Source organism: Streptomyces sp. NPDC034103 (assembly GCF_055575395.1).
Map to the genome: position 1 here is coordinate 418664 of NZ_JBVISS010000006.1, position 16081 is coordinate 434744.

The window sequence follows — 16081 nt, forward strand, 5'->3', positions numbered from 1 at the left end:
TCCTCAGTACGCGAGCGCGCGGTCGACGGCGTCGAGCACACGGTCGATCCCGGGGAGGTACTCCTCCTCCAGCCGGGACGGCGGATACGGGGTGTGCCAGCCGCCGACCCGCAGGACCGGCGCCTGGAGGTGGTAGAAGCACCGCTCGGTGACGTGCGCGGCGATCTCCGCGCCCGCGCCGAAGAACACCGGGGCCTCGTGCGCGACCACCAGCCGCCCGGTGCGCCGCACCGAGTCCTGGAGGGTGTCGAAGTCCAGCGGCGAGACCGACCGCAGGTCGACGACCTCCAGCTGCCGGCCCTCCTCCTCGGCCGCCACGGCGGCCGCGTCCAGGCAGGTGCGCACCATCGGCCCGTAGGCGGCCAGCGTCAGGTCGGTGCCCGCGCGGACCACCCGCGCCCGGTGGGCGGGGGCCGCGGGGGAGCCGGTGTCGACCTCGCCCTTGTCGTAGTAGCGGCGTTTCGGCTCGAAGAAGATCACCGGGTCGTCGCAGGCGACGGCCTCCCGCAGCATCCAGTAGGCGTCGGCGGGGGTCGCCGGTGACATCACCCGCAACCCCGCCACGTGCGCGAACAGCGCCTCCGGCGACTCGGAGTGGTGCTCGACCGCGCCGATGCCACCGCCGTAGGGGATGCGGATGACGACCGGGAGCCTGACCTTGCCCAGGGAGCGGGCGTGCATCTTGGCCAGCTGGGTGACGATCTGGTCGTAGCCGGGGAAGACGAAGCCGTCGAACTGGATCTCCACCACCGGGCGGTAGCCGCGCAGCGCGAGGCCGATCGCGGTGCCGACGATGCCGGACTCGGCGAGCGGGGTGTCGATCACCCGGGCCTCGCCGAAGTCCTTCTGCAGGCCGTCGGTCACCCGGAACACCCCGCCGAGCCGGCCGACGTCCTCCCCCATGACGAGGGTCTTGGGGTCCTCGGCCAGCACGTCGCGCAGGGCGGTGTTGAGGGCGGTCACCAGCGTCATACGGGTCGCTGTCATGGATCAGCCCTCCTCGGCGAAGGACGCCTGATAGGCGGCGAACTCGGCACGTTCCCGGTCCACGCCCGGATGCGCCTCGGCGTAGACGTGGTCGAAGAGCGCGTCGGGCGCGGGGGAGGGCATGGTCCGTACGCCCTCCCGCACCTGGGCGGCCAGCGCCTCCCCCTGGGCCGAGACCTCGGCGAAGAAGGCGTCGTCGGCGGCGCCCTCGCGGCGCAGCAGCCGTTCCAGGCGCAGCAGCGGGTCCTTGGCGCGCCAGCTCTCCACCTCGGCCGCGTCCCGGTAGCGGGTCGGGTCGTCGGAGGTGGTGTGGGCGCCCATGCGGTAGGTGAACGCCTCGATCAGGTACGGCCCCCGGCCCGCGCGGACATGCTCCAGCGCGGCCCGGGTCACGGCGAGCACGGCCAGCACGTCGTTGCCGTCCACCCGCACACCGGGGAAGCCGAAGCCCTGGGCGCGCTGGTACAGCGGCACCCGGGTCTGGCGCTCGTTGGGCTCGGAGATGGCCCACTGGTTGTTCTGGCAGAAGAACACGACCGGCGCGTCGTACACGGCGGCGAAGTTGAACGCCTCGGCGACATCGCCCTGGCTGGCGGCACCGTCCCCGAAGTAGGCGACGACCGCGTTCTCCGAGCCGTCCTTGGCCATGCCCCACGCGTAGCCGGTGGCGTGCAGGGTCTGCGAGCCGATGACGAGGGTGTAGAGGTGGAAGTCGTGCGCGTCGGGGTCCCAGGCGCCGTTGTCCACGCCCCGGAACAGCCGCAGCAGCGCCAGCGGATCCACCCCGCGCCCCAGCGCGACGGCGTGCTCCCGGTAGCTCGGGAACACCCGGTCGCCCTCGGCCAGCGCCCGCACCGACCCGACCTGGGCCGCCTCCTGCCCGAGCAGCGAGGGCCACAGCCCGAGTTCACCCTGCCGCTGGAGCGTGACGCCCTCCGCGTCGAAGCGGCGGGCGAGCGCCATGTCCCGGTACAGGGACCGCAGTTCACCGGCGTCCAGCTCGATCGCGTACTCCGGGTGCGGCACCCGCTCACCGTCGGGGTCGAGCAGCCGTATGCCGTCGCCGCTCATCGCCCGCCGCCGATGCCGAGCCCGTCCATCGCCGCCGCCACGGCCTTGACCAGGGAGGAGGCCCGCTTGTCGTCGGGACCGAGCGCGATGAGCCGGTTCATCACGTACGACACCCCGGCCGCCGCGCGCGGCCACGCCTGGTTGGCGGAGCCGCCGGCGCCGTCGTGGCCGAAGGAGTCGCCGTCCACGGTCGGTCGCGGGTTGGTGCGCAGCCGGTAGCCGCCGCCCCCGTACACCATCGGTACCCCGATCAGCTGGTCGACCTTGCTGACATAGGGGGCGCGGGCCTCGTCCAGCAGCCGGCGCGACAGCAGCAGGGGCGGCTCGTCGGCGGGACGGGCCGCGTCCTGGGCGAGGGCGCCGTACAGCGTGGCGAAGCCGCGGGCGGAGCCGTAGGCGTTGGCGGCCGGGACGAGGCCGAAGCGGCGGGCCGGGCGGTTCCAGATCTCCTCGTCCTCGGGGAAGGGGACCGGGTTCTGCCAGATCCGCTGGGTGAGCGGGTCCTCGCTGGTGAAGTAGCCGGTGAACTGGTCACGGAAGCCCGTGCCGTACTCGGTGCGGGCCACCCGGGACTCCTGCTCGGGGGTGATGCCGAAGGAGACGTCGACGCCGAGCGGCCCGGCCACCTCCTCGGCGAAGAACCGGTCCAGGCGCCGGCCGTCGGCTCGCCGGATCACCTCGCCGATGATCCACCCGGTCGCCCACGGCCCGTACAGGATCCCCTCGGCCCGCGGGTCGGCCTCCGGCTCCTGGTCGGCCAGCAGCTTGGCCATGGCCTCCGGGTCGCTCAGGTCGTCCTGGGAGAGCGGGGCGGCCACGGCGGGCATCCGCGCGGTGAAGGTCACCACCTCCCGCACGGTGATGCCGGCCTTGCCCTTGGCGGCGAACTCCGGCCAGTAGTGGGCGACCGGCTTGTCCAGCTCCACCACACCCCGGTCGACGAGCACCAGCAGCGCGGTCGCCAGGATGCCCTTGCTGCCGGAGAACACGAGCTGGAGCGTGTCGCCGTCCCAGGCCCGCCCCGTGGTGGGATCGGCGGGACCGCCCCACAGATCGACCACGAGTTCGCCGTCCAGCGTCACGGCGAGGGCGGCACCCTGCTCGTCGCGCTCGGCGAAGTTGCGGGCGAACTCCTCGCGGACGGATTCAAAACCCGGAGCCACGTGGCCGGATATGACGGTTTCCGATGATATTTCGCTCGACGTGGGGGGTGCGGACACGGTTGCGGACATGGCAGATCTCCGATCGACAGATGAGTTCGGTTGCTTCAGCCCAGGCGGTCGTTTCCGCTCAGGCGGTTGCTTCGGCTCAGGCGGGCACGGCCGTGAGGGCCGGGAGGGTCAGCCGCAGCGCCTCCTCGACCTCCCCGCACACCGCGCCGACGTAGTCCCGGATACGCGGCCGGCCCTGCGCGGCGGTGCCCCCGTGCGGACCGACGACCACGGTGTAACCACCGGCGGCGCGCCCCGCGAGCAGGCCCAGTTCCGCGTCCTCGAAGACGATCGCGGCCCGCGGGTCCACGCCGAGCCGGGCCGCGGCCAGCAGGTAGCCCTCCGGGTCGGGCTTGCCGCGGGCCACGTCGTCGGCGCTGACCAGCACCCGCGGCAGCGGCAGCCCGGCCGCGGCCATCCGCCGCAGGGCCAGCTCCCGGCCCGCCGAGGTGACCAACGCCCAGCGCTCGGGCGGCAGTTCGGCCAGCAGCTCGGCCGCCCCCGGCAGGGCGACCGTGCCCCGGGTGTCGGCGATGTCCTGCGCCACCAGCCAGGCCGTCTCCGCCGCCACGTCGGTGCCCGGCGGGGCGTGCTCGGCGACCGTCTCGGCGGTGCGCTGCCCGTGCGCGCCGGCCAGGATCACGGCCGGGTCGAGCCCGTGGCGCTCGGCGAACCTGTGCCAGGTCCGCTCCACCGCCGCGGTGGAGTCGATGAGCGTGCCGTCCATGTCGAACAGCAGCGCCTGCGCTGTCACTACGATGGCCATGTCCCCGCCGTTCCTGCGTAGTCGGTGCGACGGCCGTACGCGCGCTCCGTCAGCGCCCGCAGCCGTCCCAGGTCGGCGGCGAGCCGGTCCGGGTCGCCGCCGCGATGGTCGTTCTCCAGCACCAGCGCCCGTACGGGCACGGCGTGTTCGGCCAGGGCCCCGAGGGTGCCGGTGACATCGCCGTCACCGTCGCCGAGCAGCGGGGTGCCGCCGTCGCCGTCCGGGCCGTCCTTCACATGCACCTGGTCGGCCAGCAGCCGGCCGGCCCTCGCCACCAGGGCCCGCGGATCCACGCCCGCGGCACGGGGGTTGTAGGTGTCCAGGAGCAGCCGGAAGGCGGGCGACGCGACCTCCTCCGCGAGCCGCAGCGCCGCCTTCGGGGCGAGGGTGTTCTCACTGGCCAGCAGCAGACCGCGGGCGTGGGCCCGCCCGGCGGCGGCGCGCAGCACCTGTGCGGTGCGCAGCAGCGCGCGCTCGCCGTCGATCGCGCTGCGCCGGAAGCTGGGCACGAAGACCAGCGGCGCCCCCAACTCCTCGGCCGTGTCCAGCAGTCGGGCCAGTACGGCACGGACCCGGCCGGCGTCGAGGGTGCCCTCGGCGGCGGTCAGCCCGATGTCGTTGAGCACGTTGGCGGCGAGCCCGAGCGCAGTCACCCCGGCGGCGCGGGCGGTGCGGGCCAGCCGTGCCGCCCGCCCCGGGCCGTCCAGCCGGGGGCCGCGCCCGGGCCCGCCCAGGTCGAACTGCAGCCCCGGCACCCGGTGTCTGAGGGCCAGGTCCACCGCCGCCTCGCCGCGCACCGGCAACCGCCAGTCGGCCAGGGCGATCCGCGGTGCCTCGGACACGGCACTCATGACGGCTCACCCATCCGCACGGCCATCTTGACGAGCCGCCGCCCGGAGACGATCCGGTCCGTCGAGGTGGCGAGCCGGGCCAGCAACGGCACCGCGCCGGGCAGGTCGACGACATGCGTCACCAGGTCCCGGTACCGCTCGGGCGCCCGGCACAACTCGGCCGCCGCGTACCGCAGATGCTCCCCGGCCACGCCCCGGTGCCCCAGGATCCGCACCTTGTGCCCGCTCGCCGTGGCGAACCGGGCGACATACGGCGGCTGCGGGCGGCCCGCGCGGTTCGCGGCCCGCACCTCGGCCAGGTCGGCGCCCGGCACCCGGTCGCTGGCCGCGGACCGCGGCAGCCCGCCGACGAGGTCCACCACCGTGTCGGTACCGGCCGCCGCCTCCAGAGCGAGCTCCAGAGCGGGCAGGGTGGCCGGGGCCGGGGTGGCGATCAGCACCGCGAGGGGGCCGTCGCCGAGGGCGCGCGCCAGCCGCTCGGCCGACAGACCGTCGGACAGCAGCCGTTCGTCCGCCGAGTGCGGGGCGCAGTTGCTCCAGACCAGGCCGGCGGGGGTGTGGTGGACGTGCACGGTCCGCACGTCGGGGCCGTACCAGCGCCTGGCCGTGCGGACGGCCAGATGGCCGACCGTGCCGTCGCCGAACACCAGGAGGGTGCGCGGGCGGTGCTCGCCCAGGGCGAGGGCCGCGTACCGGGCCACCGCGAGCGGCTCGACGAGCGCGCCGAGCACCCCCGGCGGGACCTCGGGGAGCGGCAGGACGAGTCCGGCGCGGACCGCGGTGGCCGGGACGAGGGCGCGTTCCTGGAGGAGACCGTCGACGTTGTGGCCCAGGAGGAAGGAGTCGTCCTCGGGGTGGGTGGGGTTGATGACCACGGGCACGCCGGGGTGCAGCGCGGGGTCCTGGACGTCCTCGCCCACGGCCACGATCCTGGCCACGCCCTCGTGACCGATGACCGGGGCGCCGTCGTCGCGGATGCCCCGGAGCATCTGGAGGTCGGTGCCGCAGACTCCGGCGACCAGGGGCGCGACGAGCAGTTCGCCGGGGCCCGGGTCGGGCGTGGGGCGGGGCGAGTAGTGCAGGCCGGCCTCGTCGCGGACCACGGCGTAGTGGGCCCGTGCTGGGCGTCGGCGGCGGGTCGCGTGGTTCCCCGCGCCGCTCGCGGGGCCTCGCAGCGCACCGATGCCCGCGCCGATCAGGCCGTTCGCCTCACCCGGCGCGCAGACGGTGACGCGGTCCGTCAGCCACCGCGGGGCGTGGTCCGAGGTCAGGTAGAGGCCCTCCTCGGCGAAGTGGCGGTCCAGGGAGGCCTTGTAGTGGCGGCCCAGGCCCGTCGCCACACCGCCCGTGACGGCCAGGTCGTCCAGTTCCGGGTCCAGGGACAGGGCCGTGCGCAGGACGTCGGCCACGGGGGCCGTCGCGGCGTCCAGGAGTTCGGCGGCCAGCGGGTCGCGGTGGTCGAGGGCCGTGGCGAGGGCCTCCTCGAAGGAGGTGCCCCCGCTCATGGCCCGGCCCAGCGGCGAGGCCTGCCAGCGGTCCGGGGCGCGGTCCCGCAGGACGTCCGCCATGCGGCGCAGGCCGGGGCCCGAGGAGTAGGCCGCCACATGCCCCGGGCGACCGCAGTCACAGGTCAGCTCGACGTCGTGACCCGCCAGTCGGGTGTGCGCCGGCAGATGGCCGACCTCGCCCTGGAGGCCGCAGGGGTCGGTGGCGATGGTCCCGGTCCGCAGGTCGATCGTGCGGCAGGCGATGCCCGAACTCACCGTCAGCAGCAGGACCTTGCGGTGCCCGTGGTGGCGGGGGTGCGAGGCGTAGTGGAGGAGCGCCGCCGTCACGTCGTTCAGGACGTGCCACTCCACGTCCGGGCGCAGGGCGCCCAGTGCCCCTGGCAGATCCAGCGGTGTCGTCTCGTCGCCGAACAGGGGTGCCGAGCCGTAGACCGTGCCGGTGCGCTGGTCGAGGGCGGCACCGAAGGAGAGGGCGGCCACCGGGGCGGGGCCGGCCGGGACGGCGTCGCAGATCGCGGCGAGCAGACGACCGCGCAGCTCCTCCAACGGCATCCCCGGGTGGCGCAGCCGGCTCGGGGAGGGCGTGTCGGCCACCTCGCCGAGCCCCTCGTCGGGTGACCAGCGGGCGTGGCGCACATGGGTCCCGCCCACGTCGAGGACGGTGATCGGGCCTCGCGTGCTCACGGGGCCGACCCGTCCGTCCGGTCCGCGTAGGCGTGGACGAACTCCAGCGCGCGGGCGAGCTCGGCCGGCGTCACGTCGTTGACGAAGACACAGGAGCCGATGCCGTCGGTGAGGGGGAGGCGCTGCAGGCCGTCCCGGTGCTTGACCGCGTCGGCGAGACCGACCTGGAGGAGTTCGGGGGTGAACACGGGGTGGGTGAGGGGGAGTCCGGCGGCGGCGATCAGGGCGAGCGCCCGGTGCGCCTCGGCCGGGGACAGGTACTGGCGGTTCGCCGCGAGGGCCACGCACACCGCCATGTCGACGGCGACGGCCTCGCCGTGCAGCAGCGGCGGGTCGGCGCGCAGCTCCAGGGACGGGCTGAAGGTGTGGCCGTAGTCCACCGAGCGCTCCAGCACGCTCTCCCACAGGTTGGGCTCCAGCTCGTCGAGCATGCCGGCGATGGCCCGGGAGACGACCTCGCTCATGTCCGCACCGCAGTCCGCGAGGGTGTCGCTGGAGATGTGGGCGACCGTCTCCTCCAGGAGGCGGAACAGGTCGGCGTCCTTGATGAGCGCCATCTTGATGATCTCGGCGAGGCCGTTGGCGATGTGCCGGTGCGGCACCGTGCGCAGGAACTCGGGGTCGATCAGGGTGACTTCGGGCGCGAAGTAGGTGCCGAGGCGGTTCTTGTGGGTGCCGTGGTTGACGCCGGTCTTCACGCCGACGCCCGCGTCCACCTGGCCGACGAGGGTGGTGGGCACCCGTACGTAGGGGGCGCCGCGCCGGTAGAGGCTGGCGGCCATGCCGACGACGTCCATCAGGACACCGCCGCCGACCACGACCACGCGCTCGGTGCGGCGCAGGATGCCCATCTCGGTCATGGACCGGGTCACCTCGACCACCTGCTCCAGGGCCTTGGTCTCCTCGTCGCCGGGCATGACCAGCCAGGTCGCGTCGGTCTGCCAGGCGGTGAAGTAGGCCCGCAGGGCGGTGCCGTACAGGTCGTCGACCACCTTGTCGACGACGATGAGGGCGCGGACGCCGCCGCGGTTGTCGGCGCCCACGGCCTTGGCCAGCGCCGGGTTGGCGGGGTTGAGCAGACCCCGGGTGAGGGACACCTCGTAGCCGACGGGCTGCTGGGCCTGGACGTACCAGGTGAGGTCCGGGGGGCGGGGTATGTCGAAGGCGGTCGTCAGCCGCGACGGCCGGTTCGTCGTGATCTCGGTCATGTGCGGTTCTCTTCCTCTGCGGGCTTGGGCATCGGTGAGGGGCATCGGGGCCGGTGGGCGGACGCCGGGGCGGCGGGGACCGGGGGAGGGGGTGTGGGGGGTGGGGGAGGGAACCTGCCGCGGTCGGCCGCGCGAGGGTGGGGGCGGCCGGGTGCGGGGTGGGTCGTCCCCGCGACGCCGGGCCGGGGATCGCCCGGCCCGGCGTCGACGGGAGGGTCCGGCGGGGGTCGCCCGCCGAAGTCGGTGCCGGCGCGGCTCAGGCCTCCGGGGCGCCCATCGGCTCGGGCAGGGCGTCCAGCTCGGCGAGGTCCTGCGCGGTGAGGTCGACGTCCGCGCCGCCGGCGTTCTGCTCCAGGTAGCGCTCGGTCTTGGTGCCGGGGATCGGGACCACGTACTCGCCCTTGGCCAGCAGCCAGGCCAGGGCGACCTGGGCGGTGGTGGCGCCGTGCCGGCCGGCCACGGCCGCGACCGCGTCGACGATCGCCTTGTTGTGCGCGAACGCCTCGTCGGTGAACCGCGGCTGGGTGCTGCGCCAGTCGTCCTTGGGCAGGTCGGCCGGCTTGCTGAAGGCACCGGTGAGCAGACCGCGGCCGAGCGGCGAGAACGGCAGGAAGGCGATGCCCTGCTCGACGGTGTAGGGCAGCACGTCCGCGAACGCGTCCCGGGTGAACAGGGAGGCCTCGGACTCCACGGCCGCCACCTCGTGCACGGCCTGCGCCGCCTTGATCTGCTCCAGCGTCACCGCGGACAGGCCCAGCGCGCGCACCTTGCCGGCCGCGACCTGCTCGGCGAGGGCGCCCCAGCTCTCCTCCAGCGGGACCGTCGGGTCCACGCGGTGCAGGAAGTACAGGTCGATGTGGTCCACACCGAGCCGCTGGAGGCTCGCGTCCACGGCGGCCGACAGGTGCTCGGGACGCCCGTTGAGGCCGAGGCCGTTCTCGTCGACGACCAGGCCGCCCTTGGTGGAGAGCACGGTCTCGTCCCGGCAGCCCTTGAGCGCGCGGCCGACCAGCTCCTCGTTGGTGAACGGGCCGTACACGTCCGCGGTGTCGATCAGGTTGACGCCGAGGTCGAGGGCGCGGTGGATCACCTTGACCGAGGCGTCGTCGTCCCAGCCGTGCGGGTCGTAGCCGAAGGACATGCCCATGGTGCCCAGGCCCACGCGGCCTACGACGGGACCGTTCTTGCCCAGGGTGGTGGTACGCATCTTCAACTCCAGTGTTGTTGAGGGGGGTTGGGGATCTAGGGGATCGAAGGGATCGCGGGGATCCGGGGGGAGGGAAGGTCAGGGGAGGCGGACCGACTGGCGGTGGCGGAAGACGTCACCGGGGTCCCAGGCGCGCTTGACCTGCTGGAGGCGGGCGTAGTTCTGCTTCCAGTACAGGTCGTGCCAGGCCACCGAGGACCGGTTGTACGCCGGATCGGAGAGGTCGCCGTCGGGGTAGTTGATGTAGCAGCCGTCGGTCACGTCGTTCGGGACGGGGACCCCGCCCGTGGCGCCGTACACCGCGCCGAACGCCTCGCGGACCCAGCCGACGTTCTTCGCGTCGTCGGCCCTGTCGTACCAGCGGCTCTCGAAGTTCACCTTCATGATCGCGTCGCGCTGGGCGACCGCCGTCGCCGTCGACGACACGCTCGCGATCCTGCCGCCCGACGCGGACAGCACGATCCCGGTCATGGTGCTCGGCTTGTCCGTGCTGGTCAGGTGGGCGTACATGGCGTCGATCTGCGCCTTCGGGGTACGCCGCCGCAGATGCGCCGACTTGTGGCAGCCCCGGGTGGTGGGGTCCAGCTGAGTCGGCGAGATCGCGCCGATGTACTTGGTGCCGCGCAGCCACGGCATCAGACGGGTGCTGGTGTACTGCGAGTCCAGTACGCCGTCGTGCCGGACGGTCGCCGAGGACAGGCCGAGGGCCGCGTCCATCCCGGCCAGGAAGCCCGACAGGACGTTCGCCGCGTCCGGCAGCGAGGCGTCGAGCTGGACCACCGCGCCCATCGAGCCGCTGTCGCGGTGGTTGAGCATCAGCCAGGAGTACAGCGAACCGGCCGTCGTGCCAGGGGTGTTGTGCTCCTCGAACCAGGTGCCCCAGTAGTCGACCAGGCGGCTGAAACCGTCCTGGGTGACCTTCTCCCAGGGCCAGCCCGCCAGCGTCAGGAAGATCTTGGAGGGCGCCTTCGGCAGCAGGGCCGCTGGCGCCCCGGTCGCACCCGGGGTGCGGAACCAGAACGCGGTCACCACCCCGAAACTGCCGCCCCCGCCCCCGGTGTGCGCCCAGAACAGGTCGCGCAGCGCGGAGTCGGCGGAGTCCCGGGCGGCCACCACGCTGCGCGCCGTGCCGGAGGCGTTCACGACGACGACCTCGACGGCGTGCAGATGGTCGACGGTCAGCCCGTACTGCCGGGACAGGTTGCCGTAGCCGCCGCCGGTGACGTGGCCGCCGACGCCCACGCTGTGGCAGATGCCGGCCGGGATCGTCACACCCCAGCCCTCGTACAGCGCCTCGTAGACGTCGAGGAGGGTGGCTCCGGCGCCGACCTTGAAGGCGTTCATCGCGGTGTCGAACGAGACCGCGTTCATCAGGCCCATGTTGATGTTGACCTTGACGTCCGCGTTGAAGACGAAGTCCTCGAAGCAGTGGCCGCCGCCGCAGACGGACAGCCGCTTGCCCGCGCTGACCGCCTCCTGCACCGCGGCGACCACCTCGGCGGTCGTCCGGGGCAGCACGACCTTGTCCGGACTCGACGTCCACCGCTGGTTGTTGCCGGATATCAGGTCCGCGTAGCGGCTGTCGGACGGTGTCACCGCGACGGCCGAGGGGGCCGCCTCCTGCGCCGTGACGCCGGTGGCACCGGCGGCACGGGCGTACGGCGCCGTCGCAAGGCCCCCGCCGGCCGCGGCCGTGAACGCGATCCCGGAGCCGAGCCCCACGAACCGCCGTCTGTTCAATTCACCCATCATTGACCCCCGTTGAGAATTCGCTCGACGCCGTTCGGAGAATCGGGAACGCGTACGCAAGGAATACACGGAAAAAGTGCGAGAGGTATTCGATGGCGCCCGGCGGATTGTGCGGCCGGCGGCGCCTCGACGGACTCCATCTCAACAGCACCGGCATCCGGAATGCCAACCCGTCACGGCGACTTCGGCATGTCCGCCGACTTCTCCAACTCGCCCTTGCCGACGGCTCGCCGGGGCGCCGAGGCTACCGGCGAGGCCGGGTGACACAACCCGGCACAGACACGTCCGCCCCGGGGCGGACCGAGCCCGAACGGAGCCCACTGTGAGCACACTTCCCGGAGCCCGGGCCGTCCATCACATCGCCTACACCGTGCCGGACCTGGACCAGGCGGTGAGCTTCTTCGTCGATGTCATCGGCGCCGAACTCGCTTACCGGCTGGGGCCGGTGGAGGACACCGAGGGCGACTGGATGACCCGCAAGCTCGGCGTCCACCCGAACGCCTCGGCCCAGATCGCGATGCTGCGCCTCGGGCCGGTGACCAACCTGGAGCTGTTCGAGTACACCTCCCCCGACCAGGACCGCCGGCAGCCCCGCAACAGCGACTGGGGCGGCCACCACTTCGCCCTGTACGTCGACGACGTCGACAAGGCCGTGGCGTATCTGCGCGAGGTCCCCGGGGTCACCATTCTCGGTGAGCCGGAGACCATCACCGACGGCCCTATCGCGGGCGATCGCTGGGTGTATTTCGTCACGCCCTGGGGTCTGCACATGGAACTCATCAACATGCCCGAAGGAATGCCGTTCGAGGAGACGACGAGTACCCGGCTCTATCTCCCCGAGGAGAACTGGGACGCGCACCGCGGCGATGCCGTGGACGAGTCCGTCAACAGCAATCCGTTCAACCGGAACGTCATCCAGGAATTCCGCTCGAACGACGGTCGAGTCGCCGACTTCGGTGATGTCCCGCTGCTGCTGCTCAGCACCACGGGCCGGCGCAGCGGCGTGGTCCGCACCACCCCGTTGGTGCACCTGGAGCACGAGGGTCGGCACATCGTCTTCGCCGCCAACGGCGGGGCCGACAGCCACCCCGCCTGGTACCGCAACCTGGTCGCCGCCGGCACCGGCACGGTCGAGCTGCCCGGCGGCCGCCGCTTCCTCGTACGGCCCGAGCCGGTGCCCGCGGCCGAGCACGAGGAGCTGTGGCGGCGCCAGACCGCCCAGGACCCCAACTTCGCCCAGTTCCGGGACCGCACGGGCCGTGACATCCCGGTCGTCGAGCTGGTCCCGGTCGACTGAGACGGCCGTCCGAGCGAGCCGCAGGAAAGAGGAGACACTGTGCCGGAGACCGTAGCCACCAAGGAGTTCCGGGCCGCCCGGGATTTTCTGCTGGCCCACCGCGAGGACTACACCGCGGCCTGTGAGGGCTTCGCCTGGCCGCGCCCGGAGCACTTCAACTGGGCCCTGGACTGGTTCGACGTCATCGCCGAGGGCAACGACCGCACCGCCCTGCACATCGTGGAGGAGGACGGCGGCGAGACCCGGCTGTCCTTCGCCGAGCTGTCCGAGCGGTCGGACCGTATCGCCGTCGGACTGCGGTCGGCCGGGGTCCGCGCCGGTGACCGGGTCCTGGTGATGCTCGGCAACCAGGCGGAGCTGTGGGAGACCGCGCTGGCCGTGATGAAGCTGCGTGCGGTGCTCGTCCCGGCCACCCCGCTGCTCGGCCCGGCGGATCTGGGCGACCGGGTCGGCCGGGGCCGGGTGCGGCATGTGGTCGTACGGGCCTCGGACACCGCCAAGTTCGACGACGTGCCCGGCACCTACACCCGGATCGCGGTCGGCGGCGAGCCGGTGCCGGGCTGGCTGCCGTACGACGAACTGCGCACGGCCGGCGCCGACTTCGTCCCCGACGGGCCCACCCCGGCGGACACCGCCCTGCTGCTCTACTTCACCTCCGGCACGACCGACCTGCCGAAGCTGGTGGAGCACAGCCATGTGTCGTATCCGATCGGGCACCTGGCGACGATGTACTGGATCGGTCTGCGGCCCGGTGATGTGCACTTGAACATCTCCTCGCCGGGTTGGGCCAAGCACGCGTGGTCCAATCTCTTCGCGCCGTGGAACGCCGAGGCGACGGTCTTCATCCACAACTACTCGCGGTTCGACGCGGGTCGGTTGATGGGGGAGATGGACCGGGCGGGGGTGACGACCTTCTGTGCGCCGCCGACGGTGTGGCGCATGCTCATCCAGGCCGACCTCAGCCAGTTGCGGACCCCGCCGCGTGAGGTGGTGGCCGCCGGGGAGCCGTTGAACCCGGAGGTGATCGAGCGGGTGCGGCAGGCGTGGGGGGTGACGATCCGGGACGGCTTCGGGCAGACCGAGACGGCCGTGCAGGTCGCCAACAGCCCCGGTCAGCCGTTGAAGACGGGCTCTATGGGCCGTCCGAGCCCGGGTTACCGGGTGGAGCTCCTCGACCCGGTGACGGGTGCGCCGGGTGCGCGGGAGGGAGAGATCGCGCTCGACCTGTCGGCGCGCCCTGTCGGCCTGATGACCGGCTATCACGGTGACGCGGACCGTACGGCGGAGGCGATGGCCGGCGGCTACTACCGTACCGGCGACATCGCCTCGCGGGACGCGGACGGCTATCTCACCTATGTGGGGCGGGCCGATGACGTGTTCAAGGCGTCCGACTACAAGATCTCGCCGTTCGAGCTGGAGAGCGCGTTGCTGGAGCATGAGGCGGTGGCCGAGGCGGCGGTGGTGCCGGCGCCGGACGAGCTGCGGCTGGCGGTGCCGAAGGCGTACGTGGTGCTGGCGCGGGGGTGGGAGCCGGGGCCGGACACGGCGAAGGTGCTGTTCGAGCATTCCCGGCAGGTTCTCGCACCGTACAAGCGCGTCCGCCGACTGGAGTTCGCGCCGCTGCCCAAGACCGTCTCGGGCAAGATCCGCCGCATCGAGCTGCGCGAGGCCACGGCCGCGGGCTCCGACGCCGAATACCGCGAAGAGGACTTCCGCTGACCCGGCACCCCGCCCGCACACCACCGCGGCCGTCACCCGAGCGGGGTGACGGCCGCAGTGCGCTGCCCCCGGGCGGCGGGGGTCGTGACCGATCCGCACCCGGCCTCCGCCCCGTGGCCGCGCGCCAGGCCTCCGGCCCCGCGGGGCCACCCACGGCTCGCGCCGGCTCTCGGGCCCTGCGGGGGTGTGCCCGGCCTCCGGCCTCGCCGGGCTGTGCCTGGGCTGCGGCCTCGCAGGGCTGTGCCCGGCCTCCGGCTCCGCCGTGTCGCGCCCGCTTCCCGGTCCCGTGGGGTCCCACCCGCCCTCCGGCCTCGCCGGGGTCGCGCCCGGCCTCCGGCCTCGCCGGGGTCGCGCCCGGCCTCCGGTCTCGCAGGGCTGTGCTCGCCCTCCGCCCCCGCCGGGTCGCGCCCGCCCTCCGGCCCCGCCGGGTCGCGCCCGCTCCCCGCCCCCGCCGAGCCCCCCATGCCGGGGCGCGGTTGGTGCGGTGGGGTGGGGTGCGGTGCCGGGCCCGGGTGGCGTCGTGTGGTGGGGGTGGGTCAGGGGGTGGGGGGCGTTGGGTGTAGGCGGTGCAGGGTCCACAGCAGGGGGAGGGTCAGCGTGCAGATCGCGGCGCCTGCCAGGGGGAGGCCTGTGACGCCGTAGCGGGCGCCGTACCAGCCGGCGATGGCCGAGCCGGCCGCGATGCCGGCGTTTCCGGCCGAGGCGCCGAGGGTCGAGGCCAGGTCGCCGGCCGGGCCCGCCAGTTCGATGGTGCGCAGTTGCAGCGCCGGGGCCAGGCCGAAGCCGAACAGTCCGAACACGGCCAGACAGACGGCGACGGCGAGGGGCTCGGAGCCGACCGCGTAGAGCACCGCGAGGTCCGCCGCGAGCACCACGCCGGCCACTCGCAGCGTGGTACCGGCGTCCCGGTCGGCGAAGCGGCCGCCGGCCAGGGTGCCCACGGTTCCGGCCGCGCCGAAGACCAGCAGGTACCCGCCGACCGCGCTGCCGGAGACGCCGGTGACCTTCTGGAGATAGGTGCCGAGCAACGTGAACACGGTGAACTGGCCGCAGAACAGCAGGACCGCCGTGAGCAGGGCGAGCAGCGGGGGCGCGGTCAGGAGGTAGCGGGTCTGGGCGCGCAGCTCGCCCTGCCCGCTGTTCTCGACCCGCGGTACCACCGCGAGCGTCAGGCCCAGCGCGACGCAGGCCAGCACGGCGATACCCGCGAACACCGACTGCCACGGCAGGACATGGCCCGCGTATGTGGCCAGCGGTACGCCGAGCAGGTTGGCGGCGGCGATGCCGCCGAAGACGACGGCCACCGCCCGCCCCTTGCGCTCGGGCCCGACCAGGCTCGCGGCGGCGGCCGAGGCGACCCCGACGAACAGCCCGTGCACGGCCCCGGCGACCGCGCGTGCCACCACCAGCACGGCGAAGGAGGCGGCGAGCGCGGCGAGCGCGTTGGCGGCCGCGTAGACCGCCAGCGCACAGCACAGCAGCAGCCGGCGTGGCACCCGGATGGTCAGCGCGGTCAGCGACGGGCCGCCGACGCAGACCCCGAGCGCGTAGGCGGTCACCAGCAGGCCCACCGCGGTGACGGAGACGTGCAGCCCGTCGGCGATCCGGTCCAGCACGCCGACGGCGACGAACTCGGCGGTGCCCACCACGAACGCGCTCAGGCCGAGGACGCCGAGCGGCGCCCGGTGCGCGGGTGGTGGTCGGTGGGGTGGGCGGGTCTTGATCAGATGTGTGGTGGCGACGGTCCGGGACGCGGCTGACACGGCTGACTCCTTCGCAGTCGTACGAGGCTCCTACGTCTGCAAGGACATCAGCGAGGTGTG

11 protein-coding genes and 1 pseudogene are annotated in these 16081 nt (G+C 73.5%); 2 read left to right on the forward strand and 10 right to left on the reverse strand.

Features of this window, described 5'->3' with window-relative positions; genetic code table 11:
• Positions 1-3 precede the first annotated feature (3 nt).
• From ACZ56U_RS15960 to ACZ56U_RS16000, 9 genes and pseudogenes are all read right to left on the reverse strand, one after another.
• A complete protein-coding gene (locus ACZ56U_RS15960; RefSeq protein ID WP_469084602.1) occupies positions 4-987 on the reverse strand; it encodes an alpha-ketoacid dehydrogenase subunit beta in 984 nt (327 codons plus the stop codon).
• A 3-nt stretch (positions 988-990) separates the two neighbouring features.
• Positions 991-2193 carry a pyruvate dehydrogenase (acetyl-transferring) E1 component subunit alpha gene (pdhA, locus tag ACZ56U_RS15965; RefSeq protein WP_469084603.1) on the reverse strand — a complete coding sequence of 401 codons (1203 nt, stop codon included), beginning with the start codon at positions 2191-2193 and terminating at the stop codon, positions 991-993.
• Positions 2178-3290 (reverse strand): annotated as a pseudogene (locus ACZ56U_RS15970) (serine hydrolase domain-containing protein); the annotation flags it as partial. The pseudogene ACZ56U_RS15970 and the gene pdhA, both read right to left, overlap by 16 nt.
• A gap of 76 nt (positions 3291-3366) precedes the next feature.
• Positions 3367-4035 carry an HAD-IA family hydrolase gene (locus ACZ56U_RS15975; protein ID WP_469084604.1) on the reverse strand — a complete coding sequence of 223 codons (669 nt, stop codon included), beginning with the start codon at positions 4033-4035 and terminating at the stop codon, positions 3367-3369.
• The gene (locus ACZ56U_RS15980; RefSeq protein WP_469084605.1) at positions 4023-4886 is read right to left on the reverse strand and encodes a sugar phosphate isomerase/epimerase family protein; all 864 of its coding nucleotides are present in this window, start codon (positions 4884-4886) and stop codon (positions 4023-4025) included. The genes ACZ56U_RS15975 and ACZ56U_RS15980 overlap by 13 nt, the downstream gene beginning before the upstream one ends.
• Positions 4883-7078, reverse strand: coding sequence for an ROK family protein (locus tag ACZ56U_RS15985; protein WP_469084606.1), 2196 nt, complete (start codon positions 7076-7078; stop codon positions 4883-4885). The genes ACZ56U_RS15980 and ACZ56U_RS15985 overlap by 4 nt, the downstream gene beginning before the upstream one ends.
• Positions 7075-8286: a sedoheptulose 7-phosphate cyclase gene (locus ACZ56U_RS15990; protein ID WP_469084607.1), complete on the reverse strand. Its 1212-nt coding sequence runs from the start codon at positions 8284-8286 to the stop codon at positions 7075-7077. Before ACZ56U_RS15990 ends, ACZ56U_RS15985 begins: the two co-directional genes overlap by 4 nt.
• A gap of 256 nt (positions 8287-8542) precedes the next feature.
• Positions 8543-9493 (reverse strand): aldo/keto reductase, encoded by a 951-nt coding sequence (locus ACZ56U_RS15995; RefSeq protein ID WP_469084608.1) that lies wholly within the window; start codon positions 9491-9493, stop codon positions 8543-8545.
• Between the two features lie 78 nt (positions 9494-9571).
• A complete protein-coding gene (locus tag ACZ56U_RS16000; protein WP_469084609.1) occupies positions 9572-11233 on the reverse strand; it encodes an FAD-binding oxidoreductase in 1662 nt (553 codons plus the stop codon).
• Between the two features lie 331 nt (positions 11234-11564).
• On the opposite strand from ACZ56U_RS16000, the gene ACZ56U_RS16005 reads away from it, so the two are divergent.
• Together ACZ56U_RS16005 and ACZ56U_RS16010 are read left to right on the forward strand one after the other, a co-directional pair.
• Positions 11565-12539: a nitroreductase/quinone reductase family protein gene (locus tag ACZ56U_RS16005; RefSeq protein ID WP_469084610.1), complete on the forward strand. Its 975-nt coding sequence runs from the start codon at positions 11565-11567 to the stop codon at positions 12537-12539.
• 39 nt (positions 12540-12578) lie between these two features.
• Positions 12579-14258 carry an AMP-binding protein gene (locus ACZ56U_RS16010; protein ID WP_469084611.1) on the forward strand — a complete coding sequence of 560 codons (1680 nt, stop codon included), beginning with the start codon at positions 12579-12581 and terminating at the stop codon, positions 14256-14258.
• Between the two features lie 536 nt (positions 14259-14794).
• On the opposite strand, the gene ACZ56U_RS16015 is transcribed toward ACZ56U_RS16010, so the two are convergent.
• The gene (locus ACZ56U_RS16015) at positions 14795-16021 is read right to left on the reverse strand and encodes an MFS transporter (protein ID WP_469084612.1); all 1227 of its coding nucleotides are present in this window, start codon (positions 16019-16021) and stop codon (positions 14795-14797) included.
• Between the last annotated feature and the right edge of the window lie 60 nt (positions 16022-16081).

Bases quoted from the DNA above. Each gene is read 5' to 3' on its own strand.
- ACZ56U_RS15960 (WP_469084602.1), bottom strand. From the start codon at position 987: ATGACAGCGACCCGTATGACGCTGGTGACCGCCCTCAACACCGCCCTG.
- ACZ56U_RS15975 (WP_469084604.1), bottom strand. From the start codon at position 4,035: ATGGCCATCGTAGTGACAGCGCAGGCGCTGCTGTTCGACATGGACGGC.
- ACZ56U_RS15980 (WP_469084605.1), bottom strand. From the start codon at position 4,886: ATGAGTGCCGTGTCCGAGGCACCGCGGATCGCCCTGGCCGACTGGCGG.
- ACZ56U_RS15990 (WP_469084607.1), bottom strand. From the start codon at position 8,286: ATGACCGAGATCACGACGAACCGGCCGTCGCGGCTGACGACCGCCTTC.
- ACZ56U_RS15995 (WP_469084608.1), bottom strand. From the start codon at position 9,493: ATGCGTACCACCACCCTGGGCAAGAACGGTCCCGTCGTAGGCCGCGTG.